This is a genomic window from Streptomyces sp. M41(2017), from assembly GCF_002078175.1.
Taxonomy (GTDB): Bacteria; Actinomycetota; Actinomycetes; order Streptomycetales; family Streptomycetaceae; genus Streptomyces.
Map to the genome: position 1 here is coordinate 4,915,346 of NZ_MWFK01000001.1, position 23,241 is coordinate 4,938,586.

At 71.7% G+C, this 23,241-nt stretch carries 19 protein-coding genes, 1 pseudogene and 1 riboswitch; of the genes and pseudogenes, 17 read left to right on the plus strand and 3 right to left on the minus strand.

Translation table 11 applies throughout. The features are described 5' to 3' along the window. Positions 1 to 150: 150 nt before the first annotated feature. The 8 genes from shc (at position 151) to B0675_RS21485 (ending at position 9,218) form a co-directional block, all read left to right on the plus strand. Positions 151 to 2,151, plus strand: coding sequence for a squalene--hopene cyclase (shc, locus tag B0675_RS21450; protein ID WP_081220428.1), 2,001 nt, complete (start codon positions 151 to 153; stop codon positions 2,149 to 2,151). Further along, a complete protein-coding gene (locus B0675_RS21455) occupies positions 2,151 to 2,792 on the plus strand; it encodes a 1-hydroxy-2-methyl-2-butenyl 4-diphosphate reductase (protein ID WP_081220429.1) in 642 nt (213 codons plus the stop codon). The genes shc and B0675_RS21455 overlap by 1 nt, the downstream gene beginning before the upstream one ends. A gap of 5 nt (positions 2,793 to 2,797) precedes the next feature. Further along, a complete protein-coding gene (gene hpnH, locus B0675_RS21460; protein ID WP_081220430.1) occupies positions 2,798 to 3,820 on the plus strand; it encodes an adenosyl-hopene transferase HpnH in 1,023 nt (340 codons plus the stop codon). A 4-nt stretch (positions 3,821 to 3,824) separates the two neighbouring features. After that, positions 3,825 to 4,982 carry a flavodoxin-dependent (E)-4-hydroxy-3-methylbut-2-enyl-diphosphate synthase gene (gene ispG, locus B0675_RS21465; RefSeq protein WP_081220431.1) on the plus strand — a complete coding sequence of 386 codons (1,158 nt, stop codon included), beginning with the start codon at positions 3,825 to 3,827 and terminating at the stop codon, positions 4,980 to 4,982. A gap of 28 nt (positions 4,983 to 5,010) precedes the next feature. Beyond that, the gene (gene dxs / locus B0675_RS21470) at positions 5,011 to 6,963 is read left to right on the plus strand and encodes a 1-deoxy-D-xylulose-5-phosphate synthase (protein ID WP_081220432.1); all 1,953 of its coding nucleotides are present in this window, start codon (positions 5,011 to 5,013) and stop codon (positions 6,961 to 6,963) included. Beyond that, the gene (locus tag B0675_RS21475) at positions 6,960 to 8,360 is read left to right on the plus strand and encodes an aspartate aminotransferase family protein (RefSeq protein ID WP_081220433.1); all 1,401 of its coding nucleotides are present in this window, start codon (positions 6,960 to 6,962) and stop codon (positions 8,358 to 8,360) included. Before dxs ends, B0675_RS21475 begins: the two co-directional genes overlap by 4 nt. Positions 8,361 to 8,421: 61 nt before the next feature. Further along, positions 8,422 to 9,072, plus strand: coding sequence for an XRE family transcriptional regulator (locus tag B0675_RS21480; protein WP_081220434.1), 651 nt, complete (start codon positions 8,422 to 8,424; stop codon positions 9,070 to 9,072). Continuing rightward, positions 9,069 to 9,218 (plus strand): DUF6126 family protein, encoded by a 150-nt coding sequence (locus B0675_RS21485; protein ID WP_239155109.1) that lies wholly within the window; start codon positions 9,069 to 9,071, stop codon positions 9,216 to 9,218. The genes B0675_RS21480 and B0675_RS21485 overlap by 4 nt, the downstream gene beginning before the upstream one ends. Before the next feature lie 28 nt (positions 9,219 to 9,246). On the opposite strand, the gene B0675_RS21490 is transcribed toward B0675_RS21485, so the two are convergent. Next, a complete protein-coding gene (locus B0675_RS21490; protein ID WP_081220435.1) occupies positions 9,247 to 10,044 on the minus strand; it encodes a tyrosine-protein phosphatase in 798 nt (265 codons plus the stop codon). A gap of 199 nt (positions 10,045 to 10,243) precedes the next feature. Between B0675_RS21490 and B0675_RS21495 the strand changes: the two genes are divergently transcribed. The 3 genes from B0675_RS21495 (at position 10,244) to B0675_RS21505 (ending at position 14,803) form a co-directional block, all read left to right on the plus strand. Further along, positions 10,244 to 12,316, plus strand: coding sequence for an alpha-galactosidase (locus B0675_RS21495; RefSeq protein ID WP_081220436.1), 2,073 nt, complete (start codon positions 10,244 to 10,246; stop codon positions 12,314 to 12,316). Between the two features lie 302 nt (positions 12,317 to 12,618). Further along, a riboswitch (cyclic di-AMP (ydaO/yuaA leader) is annotated at positions 12,619 to 12,776 on the plus strand. Between the two features lie 4 nt (positions 12,777 to 12,780). After that, entirely contained in the window at positions 12,781 to 13,695 is a 915-nt protein-coding gene (locus B0675_RS21500) for a LysM peptidoglycan-binding domain-containing M23 family metallopeptidase (RefSeq protein WP_081220437.1), read from the plus strand. A gap of 322 nt (positions 13,696 to 14,017) precedes the next feature. Beyond that, positions 14,018 to 14,803, plus strand: coding sequence for an SGNH/GDSL hydrolase family protein (locus B0675_RS21505; RefSeq protein WP_081220438.1), 786 nt, complete (start codon positions 14,018 to 14,020; stop codon positions 14,801 to 14,803). Positions 14,804 to 14,818: 15 nt separating this feature from the next. Here B0675_RS21505 and B0675_RS21510 read toward each other — a convergent pair whose 3' ends face one another. Then, positions 14,819 to 15,502, minus strand: a complete 684-nt coding sequence (locus B0675_RS21510; RefSeq protein ID WP_241539832.1) for a TetR family transcriptional regulator C-terminal domain-containing protein — start codon at positions 15,500 to 15,502, stop codon at positions 14,819 to 14,821. 49 nt (positions 15,503 to 15,551) lie between these two features. Then, complete coding sequence (locus tag B0675_RS21515) at positions 15,552 to 16,730, minus strand: Glu/Leu/Phe/Val dehydrogenase dimerization domain-containing protein (RefSeq protein WP_081220440.1); 1,179 nt, start codon at positions 16,728 to 16,730, stop codon at positions 15,552 to 15,554. A 378-nt stretch (positions 16,731 to 17,108) separates the two neighbouring features. Here B0675_RS21515 and B0675_RS21520 point away from each other — a divergent pair, with 378 nt between their 5' ends. From B0675_RS21520 to B0675_RS21545, 6 genes and pseudogenes are all read left to right on the plus strand, one after another. After that, the gene (locus B0675_RS21520) at positions 17,109 to 18,326 is read left to right on the plus strand and encodes an MBL fold metallo-hydrolase (protein WP_081220441.1); all 1,218 of its coding nucleotides are present in this window, start codon (positions 17,109 to 17,111) and stop codon (positions 18,324 to 18,326) included. Between the two features lie 357 nt (positions 18,327 to 18,683). Next, positions 18,684 to 20,426, plus strand: a pseudogene (locus B0675_RS21525) (ATP-binding protein); the annotation flags it as partial. 704 nt (positions 20,427 to 21,130) lie between these two features. Beyond that, on the plus strand, positions 21,131 to 21,565 hold the full coding sequence (locus B0675_RS21530) for a roadblock/LC7 domain-containing protein (protein WP_081220442.1): 435 nt from the start codon (positions 21,131 to 21,133) through the stop codon (positions 21,563 to 21,565). 2 nt (positions 21,566 to 21,567) lie between these two features. Then, entirely contained in the window at positions 21,568 to 21,939 is a 372-nt protein-coding gene (locus B0675_RS21535; RefSeq protein ID WP_081220443.1) for a DUF742 domain-containing protein, read from the plus strand. Continuing rightward, on the plus strand, positions 21,917 to 22,516 hold the full coding sequence (locus B0675_RS21540) for an ATP/GTP-binding protein (protein WP_081220444.1): 600 nt from the start codon (positions 21,917 to 21,919) through the stop codon (positions 22,514 to 22,516). Before B0675_RS21535 ends, B0675_RS21540 begins: the two co-directional genes overlap by 23 nt. Next, positions 22,513 to 23,100, plus strand: a complete 588-nt coding sequence (locus B0675_RS21545) for a GAF domain-containing protein (protein WP_081220445.1) — start codon at positions 22,513 to 22,515, stop codon at positions 23,098 to 23,100. Before B0675_RS21540 ends, B0675_RS21545 begins: the two co-directional genes overlap by 4 nt. The last annotated feature ends 141 nt before the right edge of the window (positions 23,101 to 23,241 follow it).

Sequence of the window (23,241 nt, forward strand, 5' to 3'; positions counted from 1 at the left end):
ACTATCGGTCGAATACACCTCGCGTAGTCGCCGGCCGGTGTTTCCCCCGGGCTTCGAACCTCGTTCGAGCACGGGATCACCATCGGGAACGGAAGCACCGGCCGACGGCGGACCCACAGCAGAGTCGTACCACTGCACGAAGGGGAAGCCATGACAGCGACGACCGACGGAAGCACCGGGGCACTTCCTCCCCGCGCTGCCTCGGCCAGCGAAATCCAGCACGACACTCCCGCGGCGGCCGGGACGGTCGAGACCCGAGACGCCGCCACGCGCGCCATGGCGCGTGCCACGGACTTCCTGCTCGCGCTGCAGGACGACCAGGGCTGGTGGAAGGGCGACCTCGAGACGAACGTCACCATGGACGCCGAGGACCTCCTGCTCCGCCAGTTCCTGGGCATCCGCGACGAGCCGACCACGCGCGGCGCCGCCCTGTTCATCCGCGGTGAGCAGCGCGAGGACGGCACCTGGGCGTCGTTCTACGGCGGCCCGGGCGAGCTCTCCACCACGATCGAGGCGTACGTCGCGCTGCGGCTGGCCGGGGACGCCCCGGACGCACCGCACATGGCGCAGGCGTCCGCGTGGATCCGGGAGCGCGGAGGGATCGCCGCGGCCCGGGTCTTCACCCGGATCTGGCTCGCCCTCTTCGGCTGGTGGAAGTGGGACGACCTCCCCGAACTGCCGCCGGAGCTCATCTACTTCCCCAAGTGGATGCCGCTCAACATCTACGACTTCGGCTGCTGGGCGCGGCAGACGATCGTGCCGCTCACCGTGGTGTCGGCGAAGCGACCGGTGCGGCCCGCGCCGTTCCCGCTCGACGAGCTGCACACCGATCCCCGCCACCCCAACCCGGCCAAGCCCCTCGCGCGGGTGGCCAGTTGGGACGGGGCGTTCCAGCGTCTCGACAAGGCCCTGCACCAGTACCGCAAGGTCGCGCCGCGTGCCCTGCGAAGAGCGGCGATGAATACCGCGGGACGCTGGATCATCGAGCGGCAGGAGAACGACGGCTGCTGGGGCGGCATCCAGCCGCCCGCGGTCTACTCGGTCATCGCCCTGCACCTGCTCGGCTACGACCTCGAACACCCCGTGATGCGCGCGGGACTTGCCTCCCTCGACCGGTTCGCCGTCTGGCGCGACGACGGCTCCCGGATGATCGAGGCCTGCCAGTCACCGGTGTGGGACACCTGTCTGGCGACCATCGCGCTCGCCGACGCCGGGGTGCCGGCCGATCACCCGCAGCTCGTCAAGGCCGTGGACTGGATGCTCGGGGAGGAGATCGTCCGGCCCGGCGACTGGTCCGTCAAACGGCCCCAACTGCCTCCGGGCGGATGGGCGTTCGAGTTCCACAACGACAACTACCCGGACATCGACGACACCGCGGAGGTCGTCCTCGCGCTGCGCCGCGTCCGGCACCACGATCCGGCACGCGTCGAGAACGCCATCGGACGCGGGGTCCGCTGGAACCTCGGCATGCAGTCCAAGGACGGCGGCTGGGGCGCGTTCGACGTCGACAACACCAGCCCGTTCCCCAACCGGCTCCCGTTCTGCGACTTCGGCGAGGTGATCGACCCGCCCTCCGCGGACGTCACCGCGCACGTCGTGGAGATGCTGGCGGTCGAGGGTCTCTCGCACGATCCCCGGACCCGCCGGGGCATCGAGTGGCTGCTCGCCAACCAGGAGACCGACGGCTCCTGGTTCGGACGCTGGGGCGTCAACTACGTCTACGGCACGGGATCGGTGGTCCCGGCGCTCGTGGCGGCGGGGCTGCCCGGGTCGCACCCCGCGATCCGGCGGGCCGTGGCCTGGCTGGAGAACGTCCAGAACGAGGACGGCGGCTGGGGCGAGGACCTGCGCTCCTACGACGACGTCCCCGGGTGGAGCGGTCGCGGCGCCTCCACCGCCTCCCAGACCGGCTGGGCGCTGCTCGCCCTGCTGGCCGCGGGGGAGAACGAGTCCAAGACGGTGGAGCGCGGGGTCGGCTGGCTCGCCGAGACCCAGCTGGCCGACGGCTCCTGGGACGAGCCGTACTTCACGGGGACCGGCTTCCCGTGGGACTTCTCCATCAACTACCACCTCTACCGGCAGGTCTTCCCGCTGACCGCGCTCGGCCGCTATGTCAACGGGGAGCCCTTCTCCGCGAAGGAGGGGGGCTGATGACCGGTCGGCCCGCTCCGGCTCCGCTGCTGATCGCCTGCGCGCTCGGCATCGAGCACCTCGCGCTGCGCAGCGGCGACCGGAGCGGCGCCGGCGGACCCGTCACCGTGCTGCGTACGGGGATGGGCCCGAGGGCCGCCGAGCGGTCCGTCACCCGGGTGCTCGACGACCCGGCACTGCGTACGGCGGCCGTGCTGGCCACCGGGTTCTGCGCGGGGCTCGCCCCGGGCATGCACCCCGGTGACCTGGTCGTCGCCGAGGAGACCCGGGCCCCGGACGGCACCACGCCGTGCGTGGGCACCGACCTCCTGGTGAAGGAACTGGTGCGGGCCCTGCCCGGCCGCACCGTGCACACGGGGCCGCTCACCGGCTCCGATCATGTCGTCCGTGGTCCCGAGCGGTCGGATCTGCTCGCGACCGGAGCCATCGCCGTGGACATGGAGTCCGCGGCCACACTTCTGGCCGCGGTCCGCGCGGGCACTCGCCCGGTTGCGGCCGTACGGGTGGTCGTGGACGCTCCAGAACATGAACTCGTCCGTATCGGCACGGTCCGCGGTGGAATATCAGCTTTCCGTGTTCTTCGTGCCGTGCTTCCCGCTTTCTTTGAATGGCACCGTTCTTTGTTGCTCCCTCGGAGGTGAGCCAGATGGCCATGCCGCTCCGGCAGTCCATGAAGGTCGCTGCATACCTGTTTGAACAGAAGCTCAAGAAGCGGGACAAGTTCGCGCTGATCGTCGAGTTGGAACCCCTCTTCGCGTGCAACCTCGCGTGCGAGGGCTGCGGGAAGATCCAGCACCCGGCGGGTGTGCTCAAGCAGCGCATGCCCGTGGCGCAGGCCGTGGGCGCGGTGCTGGAGTCCGGCGCGCCGATGGTGTCCATCGCCGGCGGTGAGCCGCTGATGCACCCTCAGATCGACGAGATCGTGCGGCAGTTGGTGGCCAAGAAGAAGTTCGTCTTCCTGTGCACCAACGCCATGCTGCTGCGCAAGAAGATGGACAAGTTCAAGCCCTCGCCGTACTTCGCCTGGGCCGTGCACATCGACGGGCTGCGTGAGCGGCACGACGAGTCCGTCGCCAAGGAAGGCGTCTTCGACGAGGCGGTCGAGGCCATCAAGGAGGCCAAGCGCCGCGGCTTCCGCGTCACCACCAACTCGACGTTCTTCAACACCGACACCCCGCAGACCATCATCGAGGTCCTCAACTTCCTCAACGACGACCTGAAGGTCGACGAGATGATGCTGTCGCCCGCCTACGCCTACGAGAAGGCTCCGGACCAGGAGCACTTCCTCGGCGTCCAGCAGACCCGGGAACTGTTCAAGAAGGCCTTCGCGGGCGGCAACCGGCGCCGCTGGCGCCTCAATCACAGCCCGCTCTTCCTGGACTTCCTGGAGGGCAAGGTCGACTTCCCGTGCACGGCCTGGGCGATCCCGAGCTACTCGCTCTTCGGCTGGCAGAAACCCTGCTACCTGATGAGCGACGGGTACGTGCAGACGTACCGGCAGCTCCTGGAGGAGACCGACTGGGACTCCTACGGCCGCGGCAAGGACGACCGGTGCGCCAACTGCATGGCGCACTGCGGCTACGAGCCGACCGCCGTCCTCGCCACGCTGGGCTCCCTGAAGGAGTCCATCCGCGCCTCCCGCGAGACCTTCTCGGAAAGCCGCGTGTGACGCCATGACCGCCGTTTCCTTGGGCCTCCCCGAGGTGCCGGTCCGACCGATCGCGGAGCGCCGTGTCGCACGGCAGATCCAGGTCGGACCGGTGGCGGTCGGGGGCGGAGCGCCGGTGTCGGTGCAGTCGATGACCACGACGCGTACGTCGGACATCGGTGCCACCCTGCAGCAGATCGCGGAACTCACCGCGTCCGGCTGCCAGATCGTCCGCGTCGCCTGTCCCACGCAGGACGACGCGGACGCCCTCGCGACCATCGCCAGGAAGTCGCAGATCCCGGTGATCGCGGACATCCACTTCCAGCCGAAGTACGTGTTCGCGGCCATCGACGCCGGCTGCGCCGCGGTGCGCGTGAATCCGGGCAACATCAAGCAGTTCGACGACAAGGTGCGCGAGATCGCCCGGGCCGCGGGCGACGCCGGCATCCCGATCCGGATCGGCGTCAACGCCGGTTCGCTCGACCGGCGGCTGCTGGAGAAATACGGCAGGGCGACGCCGGAGGCGCTCGTCGAGTCGGCGCTGTGGGAGGCGTCCCTCTTCGAGGAGCACGGGTTCCGCGACATCAAGATCTCGGTCAAGCACAACGACCCGGTGATCATGGTCAACGCCTACCGGCAGCTGGCCGCCCAGTGCGACTACCCGCTGCACCTCGGCGTGACCGAGGCCGGTCCGGCGTTCCAGGGCACCATCAAGTCGGCCGTGGCGTTCGGGGCACTGCTCAGCGAGGGCATCGGGGACACCATCCGGGTCTCCCTGAGCGCGCCGCCCGCCGAGGAGTGCAAGGTCGGCATCCAGATCCTGGAGTCCCTCGGGCTGCGGCAGCGGCGTCTGGAGATCGTCTCCTGCCCGTCCTGCGGGCGGGCCCAGGTCGACGTCTACAAGCTGGCCGACGAGGTCAGCGCCGGCCTGGAAGGCATGGAGGTCCCGTTGCGCGTCGCGGTCATGGGCTGCGTCGTCAACGGCCCCGGCGAGGCCCGGGAGGCGGACCTGGGGGTCGCCTCGGGCAACGGCAAGGGGCAGATCTTCGTCAAGGGCGAGGTCATCAGGACCGTACCCGAGTCGAAGATCGTGGAGACCCTCATCGACGAGGCGATGAAGCTCGCCGAGCAGATGGAGAACGACGGCGTCGCCTCCGGCGAACCGGCCGTCACCGTGAGCTGATCGAGCACGGACCGAGAGGGGGCCCGACGTGACGATGCTGGAGAACATCCGGGGACCACGCGACCTGAAGGCGCTGTCCGAGACGGAACTCGGTGAACTGGCCGAGGAGATCAGGGAGTTCCTGGTGCACGCGGTCGCCAGGACCGGCGGACATCTCGGACCCAACCTGGGAGTGGTGGAGCTGTCCATCGCCCTCCACCGGGTCTTCGAGTCGCCCGTCGACCGCATCCTGTGGGACACCGGTCACCAGAGCTATGTGCACAAGCTGCTGACCGGCCGTCAGGACTTCTCGAAACTGCGCGGCAAGGGCGGCCTCTCCGGCTACCCCTCGCGCGAGGAGTCCGAACACGACGTCATCGAGAACAGCCACGCCTCCACGGCGCTCGGCTGGGCCGACGGGCTCGCCAAGGCCCGCCAGGTGCAGGGGGAGAAGGGGCATGTCGTCGCGGTGATCGGCGACGGCGCCCTGACCGGCGGCATGGCCTGGGAGGCGCTGAACAACATCGCCGCCGCCAAGGACCGGCCCCTGATCATCGTCGTCAACGACAACGAACGCTCGTACGCTCCGACCATCGGCGGTCTCGCGAACCACCTCGCGACCCTGCGGACGACCGACAGCTACGAGCAGGTCCTCGCCTGGGGCAAGAAGGTGCTGCTGCGCACGCCCCTGATCGGCAACACCGTCTACGAGTCACTGCACGGCGCGAAGAAGGGCTTCAAGGACGCCTTCGCGCCGCAGGGCATGTTCGAGGACCTCGGGCTCAAGTACGTGGGCCCGATCGACGGCCACGACCTCGGCGCCGTGGAGTCCGCGCTGCGCCGGGCGAAACGCTTCCACGGGCCCGTCCTGATCCACTGCCTGACGGAGAAGGGCCGCGGCTACGAGCCCGCGCTCGCCCACGAGGAGGACCACTTCCACACCGTCGGGGTGATGGACCCGCTCACCTGCGAGCCCCTCGCTCCGTCCAGCGGCCCCTCCTGGACGTCGGTGTTCGGCGAGGAGATCGCGAGGATCGGCGAGGAGCGCGCGGACGTGGTGGCGATCACCGCGGCCATGCTGCATCCGGTCGGGCTCGGGAAGTTCGCCGAGAGGTTCCCCGACCGGGTCTGGGACGTCGGCATCGCCGAGCAGCACGCCACCGTCTCCGCGGCCGGCCTCGCGACCGGCGGCCTCCACCCCGTCGTCGCCGTGTACGCGACCTTCCTCAACCGGGCGTTCGACCAGCTCCTCATGGACGTCGCCCTGCACCGCTGCGGCGTGACCTTCGTCCTCGACCGGGCCGGTGTCACCGGCGTCGACGGCGCCTCGCACAACGGCATGTGGGACATGTCGATCCTCCAGGTCGTGCCCGGCCTGCGGATCGCCGCGCCGCGCGACGCCGACCAACTGCGGGCCCAGCTGCGGGAGGCCGTCGCCGTCGACGACGCGCCCACCCTGGTCCGCTTCCCGAAGGAGTCGGTCGGACCGGCCGTCCCCGCCGTGGACCACGTGGGCGGCCTCGACGTGCTGCACCGCAGCGAACGCCCCGAGGTGCTGCTCGTCGCCGTGGGGGTGATGGCGCCGGTCTGCCTGCAGACCGCGGAGCTGCTCGACGCCCGTGGCATCGGTTGCACCGTCGTCGACCCGCGCTGGGTCAAACCCGTCGACCCGGCCCTTCCCGGGCTCGCCGCCGAGCACGGTCTGGTCGCCGTCGTCGAGGACAACAGCAGGGCGTCCGGCGTCGGCGCGGCCGTCGCGCTGGCCCTCGGAGACGCCGAGGTCGACGTTCCCGTGCGGCGGTTCGGCATTCCGGACCAGTTCCTCGCGCACGCCAAGCGGTCCGAGGTGCTGGCCGACATCGGGCTCACCCCGGTGGAGATCGCCGGGAGGATCAGCGCCGGCCTGGCCGTCAGGGACGAGCGGGCCCGGGCCGCGTACGAGATGTCGAAGGCCGCCGACGCGCCGGCCCGGAACGAGTCGTCCAAGGAGAAGAAGGAATGACCGACCCAGCGGAGAAGGGGGAGTTCGACCTCGGCGCGCTCCTCGCCGAGCGCGGAGCCGAGCGCTACGAGCTGCACACGAAGTACCTGAACCACCAGCTCCCGCGCATGCTGCACACCATCGGCTTCGACAAGGTCTACGAGCGGGCCGAGGGCGCCCACTTCTGGGACGCGGACGGCAACGACTACCTGGACATGCTCGCCGGGTTCGGCGTGATGGGCCTCGGCCGTCACCACCCCGTCGTCCGGCAGGCGCTGCACGACGTCCTCGACGCCTCGCTCGCCGACCTCACCCGCTTCGACTGCCAGCCGCTGCCGGGCCTGCTCGCGGAACGCCTGCTCACCCACAGCCCGCACCTGGACCGGGTGTTCTTCGGCAACAGCGGCACCGAGGCGGTCGAGACCGCGCTGAAGTTCGCCCGGTTCGCCACCGGCAGGCCCCGGATCCTGTACTGCTCCCACGCATTCCACGGTCTGACCACCGGCTCCCTGTCCGTGAACGGCGAGGACGGCTTCCGCGACGGTTTCGCGCCGCTGCTGCCCGACACCGCCGTCCCGCTGGGTGATCTCGACGCCCTGGCGCGGGAGTTGAAGAAGGGCGATGTCGCCGCGCTGATCGTGGAGCCGATCCAGGGCAAGGGCGTCCACGAGGCGCCGCCCGGCTATCTGCGCGCCGCCCAGGAGCTGCTGCACCGGCACAAGGCGCTGCTCATCGCCGACGAGGTGCAGACCGGCCTCGGGCGGACCGGGGACTTCTACGCCTACCAGCACGAGGAGGGCGTCGAACCGGATCTGGTGTGCGTGGCCAAGGCGCTCTCGGGCGGCTACGTGCCGGTCGGCGCGACCCTCGGCAAGGACTGGATCTTCAAGAAGGTCTACTCCTCGATGGACCGGGTCCTCGTCCACTCGGCGAGTTTCGGCTCCAACGCGCAGGCCATGGCGGCGGGGCTCGCGGTGCTCTCCGTCATGGAGAACGAGCAGATCGTCGCGGGCGTCCGCGCCACCGGCGAACTGCTCAAGACCCGGCTGACGGCGCTGATCGACCGGTACGAGCTGCTCAGCGACGTACGCGGCCGGGGTCTGATGATCGGCATCGAGTTCGGGCGGCCCAAGTCGATCAAGCTGCGCAGCCGCTGGACCATGCTCCAGGCCGCGCGCAAGGGCCTGTTCGCGCAGATGGTGGTCGTCCCGCTGCTCCAGCGGCACCGCATCCTCACCCAGGTCTCCGGCGACCACCTCGAGGTGATCAAGCTGATCCCGCCGCTCGTCGTCGACGAGGCGGACGTCGACCGGTTCGTGGAGGCCTTCACCGCGGTGATGGACGACGCGCACAGCGGCGGCGGGCTGATGTGGGACTTCGGGAAGACCCTGGTGAAGCAGGCGGTCGCGAACCGCTGAGCCTTTTTGCCTCTGGGGCAAGAAAATTGCCCCAGAGGCAATCCTCGGGCTCAATGGACCCATGAGCCCTGCCGATCCGGGGACGGCCGACGAACCGTCCGACGAGCCCTCCGTCGAGCTGCACGCCGTGGCGCCCCAGCTCCGCGCACTGCGCCGCCGCGCCTCCCTCACGCTGGAGGCCGCCGCCCGCGCCGCCGGACTCTCCCCGGCGCACCTTTCCCGGCTGGAGACCGGTCAGCGCCAGCCCTCGCTGCCGATGCTGCTCGCCGTGGCCCGTGTCTACGGTACGACGGTCTCCGAGCTGCTCGGCGAGACGGTCGCCGACCGCGACGCCGTCGTGCGCGCCGCCGACATGGAGCCGACCCCCGCCGGCGGCTGGATCTACCGGCAGGCCGGCTCCTCCGGACGCGGTATGCAGGCGCTGCGCGTGCACGTCCCCCACGGCTCGCAGGGCGACATCGTGCGGGTCCACCCGGGCGAGGAGTGGCTGTACGTCCTGGAAGGGCGGCTGCGACTGCGCCTCGGGGACACCGCCCACGTCCTCGAACCCGGGGACAGCGCTCACTTCGACTCGCTGACCCCGCACCGCATCGCCGCCGCCGGGCGCGCCGGAGCCGAGCTCCTCTTCGTCCACACCCTGCTGCAGAGCCCGACCGCCGCGCTGTGCCTCGGCCCGGCGACGGGCCACCCGACCCCGGGAGAGACGCCATGACCGAGCCCACCGAACCGCGCAAGCCGTCCATGGAGGAGAAGTTCCCGCGCGCCCTGTGGGTCCGGCTGATCATCTACGTGGCCGTCGGCCATCTCTTCGCGGCCTTCGTCTACCTGCTCTTCACGCTGGGCGCGCAGAACCAGTAGCCGGCGCCCGGCGGCGCGGGCGCGTGGCTCAGTCCAACAAGCGCTCGCGCAGGCGGTCGCGCAGCTCCGGGGTCAGTCCCAGCCCCTTCTCCAGGTAGGCGTCGACCCCGCCCCAGGTCTCCTCGATCGTCTCGAACGCCGCCGTCAGGTACTCCGCGCGGGCGTCGAAGAGCGGGCTGAGCAGCTCCATGACCTCGGTGGAGTAGGCGGAGGCGGCGGAGCTGGTGCGGCGCACCTTGTAGCGCCGGTGCGTCGCGTTCGACTCCAGGTAGTCGGCGACGATCGCGTCCCGCTCGACGCCGAGTGCGAGCAGGGTGACGGCGATGGACAGTCCCGCCCGGTCCTTGCCCGCCGCGCAGTGCATCAGCGCGGGAACGCCGTCCTCCGCCAGCGAGCGCAGCACCCGGGAGTGCTCCGCCGTGCGCTCCGTGATGATCGTGCGGTACGAGCCGATCATGCGGTCCGCCGCCTTGCCGTCGCCGAGAAGGGCACGCAGCTGGTCCAGGTCGCCGTCACGGACCATCTTCCAGAACTCGCTGCCGTCCGCCGGGTCGGACAGCGGCAGGTTCACGTTCAGCACGCCCGGCAGCTCGACGTCCGGGCCCTCCAGCTTCTGGTCCGCCGCGTTGCGGAAGTCGAAGATCGTGTGCAGGCCCAGGGAGGAGAGGAACGCGGCGTCCTCCTCGGTGGCGTGCGCGAGGTGGCCGCTGCGGAACAGCTGTCCCGGGCGCACACGCCTGCCGTCCGTGGTGGGCAGGCCGCCCACGTCGCGGAAGTTGCGAACTCCGCCGAGCTCGGGCTCGGTCGACGGGACCTGCTGCGTCACGGGGGCTCCTCGTCTTCGGCCGCGGGCCCGCCGGACAGGGCCCGGCCGGCGCCCGTCAGCTGCTGTTCATCGGTCGCGCATTCGACGATACGACATGGGTTCCTGAGGCAATGACTTGTCCACAGGCGTTGCCTCGCGACCGTCACTGCCCTGATGATGTTGATCCCTGATCGCACGTGTTCGCATCTGTGGGGGATTGATGATCGAGATCGGCGCGGACGGCCGGACCTGGCTCCTCACCGGAACGAGCAGCGGCTACGCGCTCCACCTCACGGAACGCGACGAGCTGCTCCACCTGCACTGGGGCCCGCGGATCACGCTCGCCGACGCCGAGGCCCTCGCCGCCCGGCCGGCGCCGCCCTACCGGCCCTTCGACTCCCCGCTCGACGGACGCGAGGAGTACCCCGTCGAGGGCGGCCCCCGCTTCGTCCGCCCCGCCCTCTCCGTACGGACCGACGAGCGGCGCGGCACCGAGTGGCGCTTCGAGGACGCCGCGACCGAGGGGGACGAGCTGAGGCTGCGCTTCTCCGACGCGGGGCTCGGCATCACCCTGCACTACCGGCTGCGCGGCGACGTCGTCGAACGCCGTGTCACGCTCGCCAACGTCGGAGGCGAGGACCTGGAACTGCTGCGCGCGGACTCCGCGACCTGGACCCTTCCCGAGCGGGACGGCTGGCGGCTGTCCCACCTGCACGGCCGGTGGGCCGCCGAGTCCCGGCTGGCGCGTTCACCGCTCACCTACGGCGAGCAGGTCATCGGCAGCCGCCGCGGCCACACCGGACACCAGCACCTGCCCTGGGTCGCCCTCGACGACGGGGCCACCGAGGAGAACGGTGAGGTGTACGGATGCGCGCTCGGCTGGTCCGGCTCCTGGCGGATCGCGGTCGCCCAACTGCCCGACGCGCGCGTGCAGATCACCGGCGGCGCGGGACACGACGACTCGGGCGTGCTGCTCCTCGGACCGGGGGAGACCTTCACGACGCCGGTCTTCGCCGGGCTGTGGAGCGACGCCGGGTTCGGCGGCGCGAGCCGGGCCTGGCACGCGTACCAGCGGACGTACGTCGTCCCGGACGCGGAGCGGGACCGGCCGGTGCTGTTCAACTCCTGGGAGGCCACCACCTTCGACATCTCGGAGGAGCAGCAGCGGGTCCTGGCGCGCCGCGCGGCCGCGATGGGCGTCGAGCTGTTCGTGGTCGACGACGGCTGGTTCGGGGCCCGCACCCACGACCACGCGGGGCTCGGCGACTGGACACCCAACCCCGACCGCTTCCCGGCCGGGCTCAAGCCGCTCGCCGACGACGTGCACGCCCTCGGCATGCAGTTCGGCATCTGGGTCGAGCCCGAGATGGTCAACCCCGACAGCGACCTCTACCGCGCGCATCCCGACTGGGTACAGCACCAAGTGGGACGGACCAGGACGGAATTCCGCAATCAACTCATACTGAACCTCGCCCGGCCGGACGTCCAGGAGTACCTCTGGGAGCGGCTCGACGCCCTGCTCTCCGGCGCTCCGATCGACTACGTGAAATGGGACTTCAACCGCTCCTTCACGGACGCGGGCTGGCCGGGCGAGCGCTATCCGCAAAAGCTCTGGGTGGCCCACGTCGAGGCCTTCTACGCCCTCCTCGACCGGCTGCGCGCGGCGCACCCCGGCGTCGCCTTCGAGTCGTGCTCCGGCGGCGGCGGCCGGATCGACCTCGGCGTCATGGCCCGTACCGACCAGGTGTGGACCTCCGACAACACGGACCCGCTCGACCGGCTCGCCATCCAGCACGGCTTCAGCCAGATCCACCCGGCCCGGATCATGGCCGCCTGGGTCACGGACAGTCCGAACAAGCTGCTCAACGGCCGGGTCAGCTCGTTGCGCTTCCGCTTCGTGAGCTCCATGGCCGGCGTCCTCGGGGTCGGCGGCGACCTCAGCCGGTGGAGCGACGAGGAACTGGCCGAGGCGCGGGACTGGGTCGAGCTCTACAAGGAGATCCGGCCGGTCGTGCAGCAGGGCGACCTCTACCGGCTGCGCCCCCCGGAGGGCGGGCTGAGCGCCGTGCAGTACGTGCTCGGAGGCGAGAGCGTGGTCCTCGCCTGGCTGCAGGCGCAGCACCACGGCGTGCGGCCGCCCCCGCTCAGGCTGCGCGGGCTCGACCCGGCGGGTGTCTACGAACGGGTCGAAACGGGCGAAGTGCACCGCGGTGCGGTGCTGCTGCATCACGGCCTGAGCACCGGACTGAGCGGCGATCTCGATGCGACGGTTATCCGTCTGCGTCGCATCTGACTGTTCTGTCCGAAATAGCGCCTTCATTCCAACTGGCCCTGGAATGAAGCGACGTGCGCCGGGTCGCGTGAGCAGCGTCATATTCGTGACGATGTGTTGCCGTCGGCCTTTCGTGACCGGCCTTTGTTTCCGGGCGAATTGAAAGCGCGGAAAGATCGTCATTCCACGGAGGGTGACGGTGAATTCCGCATGGATCAAGAAAGGCGAGCGCACAGAATCCGCACACAGTTGTCGGCGCGCTCGCATCTCGCTTACGTTCTGCCTCAATCCGGACGGACGCCCAATCCTGCCGCCGCCCGGAATCCGCACACTCACCCGTACACGGCAGGAGCGGGGGACCCACAGGTTCCGTGCCTGGTCCGGTCTCCGGAACAGGCTAGGGGTACAGCCGCGCAGCCGCGCGGCCGGGCATCTCCAGCCCGCACCCGACAGCTCACCTCGCAGGCGCCGGAGAGGAAATCGCCATGCCCGCGAAGGGTAAGCACCGCCGTCCCAAGTCCCTGCGTTTCACCCGCACGATCGCCGTGGCCGGAACCGGTGGCGCCGCACTCGCGCTGCCGCTGCTGGGAGCCACCGGCGCCCACGCCGCGACCCCGGCCGCCGCCGTCGCGCAGCACACCCAGAAGTCCGCGACCGTCGCCCCGGCCGCCGCGAAGGCCGGCACGTCGAAGACGTACGCGGTGAAGGCCGGCGACTATCTCGCCAAGATCGCCGACGAGCAGCACGTCAACGGCGGCTGGAAGAAGATCTACTCGGACAACCGCTCCGCCATCGGCAGCGACCCGTCGCTGATCCACCCCGGTCTCAAGCTGTCCCTCGGCGCGAAGGCCGCCGCCCCGCAGGCCTCGGCCCCGGCGAAGCCCTCGGCCGCGAAGCCCTCGGCCGCGAAGCCCGCGACCGCGAAGCCCGCGACCGCGAAGGCCGGCACGGCGAGCACGGACACCAAGACGGCCGCCGTCGGCAACAGTTCGGGCTACACCCTCCCCGTGGACGGCGCCGTCATCGGCACCAACTACAAGGTGGCGGGCAGCATGTGGTCCAGCGGCTACCACACGGGCACGGACTTCGTCGTCCCGACCGGCACCACCATCAAGTCCATCGCCGCGGGCACCGTCGTCTCCGCCGGCTGGGGCGGCGCCTACGGCAACCAGGTCGTCATCCAGCACGCCGACGGCCGGTACTCGCAGTACGCCCACATGTCGTCCCTGTCCGTCTCGGCGGGCCAGACCGTGACCGAGGGCCAGCAGATCGGCCTCTCCGGCGCGACCGGCAACGTCACCGGGCCGCACCTGCACTTCGAGATCCGCACCACGCCCGACTACGGCTCGGACATCGACCCGGTCGCGTACCTGCGCTCGCACGGTGTCGCCGTCGGCTGACGCCGCCCCGCCCGACCTGCTCCTGACGGCAGGACCGCCTCCGAAGGCCGGACCCCACGATCCCCGGGGTCCGGTCTCCGGTGTTTCCCGGCGCCTCCCGGCGGCTCCCGGCGACTTCCGGCGGCTCCCGGTGTCCGCCCGTGACTCCGTTCGCGGCGGCTGCCTCAACAGGCCTGACCAGAGCGTTATTCCGCGGTTGACCAACACTTGACGAGTGGCTTATCTCACCGGCCGTCAACCCTTCCCTACGGTCGCGTAGCTCACATCCGAAGGTGAATCATGGGCCGACGTGGCAGACGATTCGAAGAGTGACGACAGATCAGTGATCGGGTCGTACGTGGCGGTGGGGGACAGCTTCACCGAGGGCGTCGGCGACCTGGGGCCCGACGGGGCCTTCGTCGGGTGGGCGGACCGCTTCGCGGTTCTGCTCGCGGACCGGCGACCCGAGGGCGACTTCGACTACACCAACCTCGCGGTGCGCGGGAGACTGCTCGACCAGATCGTCGAGACCCAGCTCGTCCGCGCCAAGGAACTCGGCCCGGACCTGGTCTCCTTCTCCGCGGGCGGCAACGACATCATCCGGCCCGGCACCGATCCCGACGAGGTCGCGGAGCGCTTCGAGCGAGCCGTCGCCGACCTCACCTCGGCGGTCGGCACGGTCATGGTCACCACCGGCTTCGACACCCGTGGCGTGCCCGTGCTCAAGCACCTGCGCGGCAAGATCGCCACGTACAACGGGCATGTGCGGGCCATCGCGGACCGCTACGGCTGTCCGGTCCTCGACCTGTGGTCCCTCAAGACGATCCAGGACCGCCGCGCCTGGGACGGCGACCGGCTCCACCTCTCGCCCGAGGGTCACACCCGGGTGGCCCTGCGCGCCGGGCAGGTGCTCGGCCTGGAGGTGCCCGCCGACCCGGACCAGCCGTGGCCGCCCCTGCCGCCGCGCGGCACCTTCGAGGTACGACGCGACAACATCCACTGGGCCCGCGAGTACCTCGTCCCGTGGATCGGCCGACGCCTGCGCGGCGAGTCCTCCGGCGACCACGTGGCCGCCAAGGGCGCGCTCTCCCCGGGCGACATCAAGACCCGCATCGAGTCGGTCGCCTGACCGCGAGCCCCACGGTCACCGCGCCCCGGGCCCCACGGGCCCGGGGCCGACTTGTCCCTGGACCTCGCGTCCGTGCCCCTGGCGCGGCCCCGCCGCCAACGCGGCCCTGTCCAGGCCGAGTTCGCGGGCCAGGGCCTCGTCCGCCCATTGCTGGGTGCGGGCCCGGGAGACGGCGCCGCCGTAGGCGGTCATCTGGACGGCCAGGCCGTCGAGGAGGGCGGTGAGGCGCAGGGCCGCGCCGACCGGGTCGGGGCACTGGAACTCGCCCGCGGCGACGCCCTCGGCGATCACCCCGGTGAGGGCGGCCTTCCACTGGCGGTCGAGGTCGCGGGTGACCTCCAGCAGGGCCGGCTCGCGCAGTGCGGCCGCCCAGCCCTCGATCCACAGGCGCCAGCCCTTGGCCTGGCCGGTGGGGGCGTACCAGCGGACGGCGGTCCGCAGGCGTCGCAGCGCGGTCGTGCGGCGGCCGAGCAGTTTGCGCAGATGGGCGAGATCGTCCTCGGCCGCGTAGGTGAAGGCCGCCGCGACCAGCTTCTCCTTGGTGGAGAAGTGATACAGGACGAGCGCGTTGCTGACCCCGAGGGACGAGGCCACGTCGGCGATCCGTACCGCCGCCACGCCCCGCGCCTCGATCTGTTCGACGGCGGCCCGCAGCAATTCCTCGCGCCGCTCCGCCACGCTCAACCGCACTCTCGCCACGCCGCAACCCTACACAGCGCGGTCGCCCGCGGTCGGACACGAGTTCGCGTCATCCGTACCAGCCGAACCGCTCCGCGATGACCGGGAGCCGGTCGGTGACGATGGCGTGGGCGGCGGCACGCGGTGTCGTCCCGTCGGTCTCCGCGCGGGCGAGCGTCTGGTCGATCAGGGCGCGCATGGAGCGCCGGATGTGGGCGAACGCCTCGTCCGGGTCGGCGCCGATGTCGCCGAACAGGGTCCACCACCACCAGGCGTTCGTACCGGAGTTGACCACCACGTCCGGCAGGACGACGACCCCGCGGGCGGCCAGCAGCTCCTCCGCGTCCGCCAGGACCGGCATGTTGGCCGCCTCGGCCACCCAACGTGCGCTGATCCCGGCCTGGTTGACCGCGTCGACCGCGTACGAGACCGCCGCGGGCACCAGCACCTCCGCGTCGGCGGACAGCCAGGCGTCGCCGGGCAGTTCACGGTCCTCGGGGCGCAGCGCGGCGCGGTCGACGGTCCCGTACGCGTCCCGTGCCGCGAGCAGCGCCTCGACGTCGAGGCCGTCCGGGTTCGCGAGGGTCCCCTTGACGTCGGCGACGGCCACCACCTTCAGGCCCGCGCGGGTGAGGAACCGTGCCGTGGCCCCGCCCATCGTGCCGAGCCCCTGGACGGCGACCCGTGTCCCCGCGTACGGGACCCCCGCCCGGTCCAGCGCGGCGAGCACCGACTCGGCTACGCCGCAGCCGCCGGCCAGTTCGTCGAGACCGATGCCGTCGACCTCGACGGCGAAGGCGTCCGCGAGCCGTCGCCGGGCCGCCCGCTCGTCGTCGAGGAGCGGGTAGACCGCCTGGATGGACGAGACGAGCCCGGCCTCCGCGGCGGCGCGGTCGACCAGGTCCTGGGAGAGGCCGAGATCCTCGCCGGTCGTCCAGAAGGCCTCGATGTACGGACGCATCGCCCGCAGGTAGCGCACCAGCAGGTCGTACGCCCCCGGGTCCTGCGGGTCGCAGTCGATGCCGCCCTTGGCGCCGCCCAGCGGGACGTACCGGCCGGCCGGGTCGTAGTGCAGCGCCTCCTTCATGGTCATCCCCCGGGCGAGCCCGGTGACCTCTGCCAGCGTGCAGCCCGGACGCATCCGCAGGCCCCCGCTCGCCACGCCGCGGACGAGCCGGTCGACGACGAGGAAGCCCTGGCGGCCGGTCACGTGGTCCGTCCAGGTGAGCGACATGAGGGGGGTGGTCATGGGATCTCCTCGGGGACGGCTGTCACGGTGCTGCGCGGCTGAGCGGGGGCTTCCCCCCTCGAGATCTCGGACGGCATGCCGGAATCTCGGACGGGATCCCGGATCAGTACTGAATCATGGTTCAGTATCGAAACCGGTCGGCCGTCCTGTCAACGCGCGCGGGACCCCGGCGGCCGGGCGCTCGGGACGCGCGGGCGGTCCCCGATGCCCGTGGGCGACGGCGAGAACGTTGCTCCCGGGCGGAAGAAGCGGGTCCGTGCCGGGGTTGAGGAGACACAGGCCCGGACGGCCGGACATCACGTCGTGACCGGGGCGACGCGGCGCCGTCAGAGGCGACGACCATAATGAAAGCCTGACCGACTCCTTCTGGAGGTACCCGTGACCGGTTTCCGTACCCTGAGCTCCGGGCTCCGCTCGCTGCGGCCCGCCGCCTTCGGCGCGGATCCGGGCGGAGCGCGCATGGAGCGCATGCGCAGATCGCCGAACTTCGTGGACGGTGTGTTCCAGAACCCGGAGAGCGCCCGGACCCGCCCCGACGGCTCGATGCTGGAGTTCGCGAAGGTCTACTTCCGCAAGGAGGAGCGCCTCCACCGCTCCCCGGCGGGAACCGTCCCCGTGCACCCGACGACGCTCGCCGACCTGGCCAAGCCGGCCGCGACCGGCCTGCGGATCACCTGGATGGGGCATTCCAGCGTCCTCGCCGAGATCGACGGGCACCGCGTGCTCTTCGACCCCGTCTGGGGCGAGCGCTGTTCCCCCTTCGCCTTCGCCGGACCCAAGCGGCTGCACCCCGTGCCCCTGCCGCTGGCCGCGCTCGGCCCGGTCGACGTCGTGGTGATCTCGCACGACCACTACGACCACCTCGACATGCCCACGATCAAGGCGCTGGCCGGCACGGACACCGTGTTCGCCGTCCCGCTCGGCGTCGGCGCCCACCTGGAGCGCTGGGGCGTCTCCGCCGGCCGGCTGCGCGAGCTGGACTGGAACGAGTCGGCCAAGGTCGGCGGGATCACCCTCACGGCGACCCCCGCCCGGCACTTCTGCGGCCGCGGTCTGCGCAACATCCAGCAGACCCTGTGGGCCTCCTGGGTCGTCGAGGGCGACGCCCACCGGATCTACCACAGCGGTGACACGGGGTACTTCCAGGGCTTCAAGGACATCGGCGCGGCCCACGGCCCCTTCGACGTCACGATGATCCAGATCGGCGCGTACAGCGAGTACTGGCCGGACATCCACATGACGCCCGAGGAGGGCATGCGCTCCCACCTCGACCTGCAGGGCGGCCAGCCCTCGGGCGTGATGATGCCGATCCACTGGGCCACGTTCAACCTGGCGAACCACACCTGGGCCGACCCGGGCGAGGGCACCGTGGCCGCCGCCCGCGCGGTCGGCGCGACGGTCGCGCTGCCGCGCCCCGGCGAGCCCTTCGAGCCCGCCGCCGGGGCCGTCCCCTCCGAGCCGTGGTGGCGCGGCGTCGCCCGGACCCCCGAGGGCGGCTGGCCGGTCGCCGAGCAGGCGGCGGCCGACACACCGGGTGACACCGCAGGCAGCCCGACGGAGGGCACGGGCGACCCGGAAACGGTGCCCGCGGGCTGACGATCCCGTCGACGGCGAGGGCCGAGGAGCACGATGCTCCTCGGCCCTCGCCTTTTGCCTGCGACCGCTTGCGACCGGCTCTGAACAGCCCCGATCGAATCCGAAAGCGGTCCGAACGAGCGTCCGGAAGGGTTATCGGTCAGCCGTACGAGGCCTCATACCAGAGCGGGACGCTGACCGGGAGACTTTGTCAACAGCCCATCGCAGCTGATGCGTTGACGACTACTGTCAGTTGCCGTCGGGCGACACAGGGCCGAATTCTTCGGCTCTGTCGACCGGCATCGCGATGCCGCATGCCCGAGTCGCGCAGACCCGCGGGGAGCCCTGTGCCCCGACGCATCCAGTACGAGGACGCCGATGTCTCACCTTCGCGCACCGGCCGCACGCGCAGACCGCCGTGAGGGCGGGCGACACGGACGACCCGTCGCCCGCGCCGCACCCGCACCCCCCGAGACGCACCTGCGGCCCCAACTGCTGCGCCTCGCCGTCCTGCCGCCCACCGCGGTGGCTCTCAGCGCGTGCGCGGCCGTCCTGTTCACCGTCCGCTCCACGGGCGCCCGGCCCGGCCCCGCCCTGTGGGCCGTCCTCGCCGGAGCCGTGGCCGTCGCCATGGCCGGCATCCTGATCGCCGCCGTAGCCGCCGACCGCGCCGCCCTGTCCGTGGGGGAGCGCATAGGCGCCCTGCGTCGCGCCAGCGCCCGCACCGAGGCCGATCTGCACACCGTCGTCGAGGGCCTGCGGCGCGGCGAGACCCCGCCCGCCCGGAAGTCCCGCAGGCAGCCGCCGGTGGACGCCGACGACTTCGAACTGCTCGCCGCCGACATGTCCCGCGCCCACGACGGGGCCGTCGCCGCCGTCGTCGAGGCCGCGCAGCTCACCGGCCACACCGGCAGCGAACAGAAGGTCGAGGTCTTCGTCAATCTCGCCCGGCGCCTGCAGTCCCTGGTGCACCGGGAGATCTCCATCCTCGACGAGCTGGAGAACGAGATCGAGGACCCCGATCTCCTCAAGGGCCTCTTCCACGTCGACCACCTCGCCACCCGCATCAGGCGCCACGCCGAGAACCTCGCCGTGCTCGGCGGCGCCGTCTCGCGCCGCCAGTGGAGCAACCCGGTCCCCATGACCGAGGTGCTGCGCGCCGCGATCGCCGAGGTGGAGCAGTACTCGCGGGTCAAGCTCGTGCCCCCGATCGACGGCACCGTGCGCGGACACGCGGTCGCCGACGTCATCCACCTGCTCGCCGAACTCGTCGAGAACGCCACGGTGTTCTCCGCGCCGCACACCCAGGTCCTGCTGCGCGTCAACCTCGTCACCTCGGGCCTGGCCATCGAGGTCGAGGACCGCGGGCTCGGCATGCAGCCGGGTGAGCAGCACAGGATGAACACCCTGCTCGCCGACCCCGACCAGGTCAATGTCGCCAGCCTGCTGCAGGACGGGCGCATCGGTCTGTTCGTCGTCTCGCAGCTCGCCCGGCGGCACGGCATCCACGTACGGCTCCAGAGCAACATCTACGGAGGCGTCCAGGCCGTACTCGTCGTCCCGCAGGAACTGCTGGGCCCGGCACCCGGTGTCCTCGGGGACGCTACGGGGCAGCACGGCGCGGGTGGGGGACAGCCGCTGCCCGGTGGCCCCCGGCCCGCGCAGCCGGTGTCGGGACCGGTGCCGGTCGCGCCCGCGGGCCGCCAGGTGGCGCCCGTACCGCGCCAGGCGCAGCGGGAACTCACGCAGGGAGAGACATCCCCGCGGGTCCCGCCCCGCGGGCGGGCACCGGAGCGGGGGCCGGTGCCGGACGGTGCTCCCGCACCGCTCCCCACCCGCTCCACCCGTCCCGGACGTCCCAACCCGGCGGAGGCCGTCCCCGGCATCAGGCCGGCGGACCGGACCGCCGCGGAGGAGAACGCGGGGATGCCGCCGACCCCCCGTGCGGGCGCCGTACGGGGCACCATGGACAGGCCCCACCTGCCCAGGCGGCGCGCCCAGGAACATCTCGTCCCGCAACTGCGCGAGGGCCCCATCCCCCGGCAGGACACGGACGAGGTCGTCGGGCACGACCCCGGACTCATGGCCGCCTTCCAGCGCGGCATCGGACGCGCGGAGGCGGTCCACGCCCGGGCGGCGGGCGGACGCGCGCCCCTGGATCCGCTGGAGGAGACGCCGGTCCGGAGCCCCATGGATCTCCCGCGCGCGGATCTGCTGCCGCCGAACGGCGTCGGCCCGGACCTGCCCCGACGGCACAGCACCGGCCACCTGCCCGGCGGCCTCCCGGAGCGGCACCTCGGGACGCGGAGCCCGGGAGAACCGGCTCCGATGACTCCGCTGCACCCGGACGGCTTCTCCGCCGTGCACGGCGCACCCGGCGAAGTCGGCACCGCGCACGGGGATACCGGCCCAGGGGGTCTCGGCGACATCGGTCCGGGCGGCGACGCCGGGAGCGCGGCCGGCAGCGGCCCCGACCACCTGGATCCCCTCGCGCCGGGCGGGCCGCTCCCGTACCGGCCGCGTCCGGAGGCGCTCCGCACGGACGGGGCCGGCCGCGCCGACGGCACGCCCCTGCCGGGTGCCTCCTCCGCCGCCACGGACTTCGCCGGGGCACCCCCGACGAACGGAACTCCGACGCCGTACCCGGGCGACGCGCACCCGACGGACGCGCCGCCGCCGTACGAGCACCGGGACACCGCGCCCGGACACGACCGCACCGGCCGGCACGACGGGAGCGCACCGGCCGGATGACCACCCCCACCACCACCCCCACACCGCCCCCCACCGCTCCCGCGGACCTTCGTACCTCAAGGAGTCGATCCCCCATGGCGAGCGATGCGCCGACCGGCCACGTTTCCGACCTCGACTGGCTGATGAGCGGCCTCGTCCAGCGCGTACCCCACACCACGAGCGCCGTGCTGCTCTCCTGCGACGGGCTCGTGAAGTCGGTCCACGGCCTGGACCCGGACAGCGCCGACCACATGGCGGCGCTGGCGTCGGGCCTCTACTCCCTCGGGCGCAGCGCGGGCGTGCGCTTCGGGGACGGCGGCGACGTCCGGCAGGTCGTCGTCGAACTCGACTCGACCCTGCTGTTCGTCACCACGGCCGGCTCCGGCACCTGTCTCGCCGTGCTCGCCGGCCGGGAGGCGGACGCCGCGGTGCTGGGCTACGAGATGGCGATGCTGGTCAAGAGCGTGCGGCCCTACCTGGTCACCGCGCCCCGGCAGCACGCCGTCGAAACCCCGGCGATGAGGTCTTGAGCGTGGCAACGGCCGGCGACGGGCCCTGGCTCGACGACGCGGCGGGGCGCCTGGTGCGGCCCTACACCGTGAGCAACGGCCGGACCCGGCCGTCGACCGCGCTCGACCTCCTCTCGCAGGTCAGGGCCACCGGAGCCACACCCCTCGGCTATCTGGGGCCCGAGCACAGCCAGGCACTCGAACGGTGCCGGGCGCCGGTCTCCGTCGCGGAGATCGCCGCTCACCTGAAGCTGCCGGCGGCGGTCACCAAGGTGCTGCTGTCCGACCTCGTCGACTGCGGGGTCCTCACCACGAAGCCCCCGGAGTTCCACCACAACCCCACTGACCGGTCTCTTCTGGAGGCAGTGCTCGATGGACTACGACGACAGCTCTGACCTGTTCCCCACCGCACTGAAGATCTTGGTGGCGGGCGGGTTCGGAGTCGGCAAGACGACCTTCGTCGGCGCGGTGAGCGAGATCGCGCCGCTCAGCACGGAGGAACTGCTCACCACGGTCAGCGCGGCGACCGACAACCTCGACGGCATCGAGAACAAGGTCGAGACGACCGTCGCCATGGACTTCGGCCGGATAACCCTCGACCCGGAACACGTGCTCTACCTGTTCGGCACGCCCGGACAGGAGCGGTTCTGGTTCATGTGGGACGAACTCTCCGAGGGCGCGCTCGGCGCGGTGATCCTCGCGGACACGCGCCGGCTGGAGGACTGCTTCGCGGCGGTCGACTTCTTCGAGCAGCGCGGCCTCGGCTTCATCGTCGCGGTGAACGAGTTCGACGGCTCACACCGCTACAGCCCCGACGAGGTGCGCGCGGCCATCGACCTCGACCCCGGGATCCCGGTCGTGCCCTGCGACGCGCGGATCTCCAGTTCGGGTGTACAGACCCTGCTCACCCTGGTCCGCCACCTGCTGGCCCACGCGCCGGTCCGGGCGCCGGGGCAGGGAGCACGGGCATGAGCTACGACCCGCCCCGGCCGTCCGGCCGCCTGCTGCTGACCCCCGAGGACAAGGACGCCCCGGCCCGGGTGCGGCGGCTGCGCCGGCTCGGGCTCGGGGAACGGGCCGAGCCGGCCTTCGACGCGTTCGCCGACCGCCTGGCCGAGGTCGCGGCCGCCCCGTACTCGAAGGTCACCTTCATCGATGAGGAACAGCAGTTCTTCGCGGGCCTGCACACCCCGGACCGGGACGGCCGGACGGACGGCGGTGCCACGGCGGCCGACGGCGCCGCGCGGCCGGTGGGCCGCCGGATGGGCCGGGAGTACGGCTTCTGTCCGCACGTCGTGGTCCGCCGCAAGGCGCTCGTCCTGGAGGACGTCCGCGACTATCCGCGTTTCGCCGGTAATCCGCTCGTCGACGAGATCGGCGTGCGCTCGTATCTCGGCGCTCCGCTGATCGACAGCACCGGTATCGCGCTCGGCACCATCTGCGTCGAGGACGTCGAACCCCGGCCGTGGGGTAAGGCGGGCCTGGAGACCATCAAGTCGATGGCCGCGGAACTGGCCGGACAACTCGAACGGCGGGAAGGGTCCCAGGGCTTCTGACGTGCGGCCGCCCGACGGAGCACCGGCCTTCCGTCCGTCCGGCGACCGACCTCGACACAGGTGAACAGCCTTGGTGTCACCGGGCCGACCTACGGATTCCGGACGCCGGGAAGTCGGGGGAGGGAAACCCGTGAGGGCGGA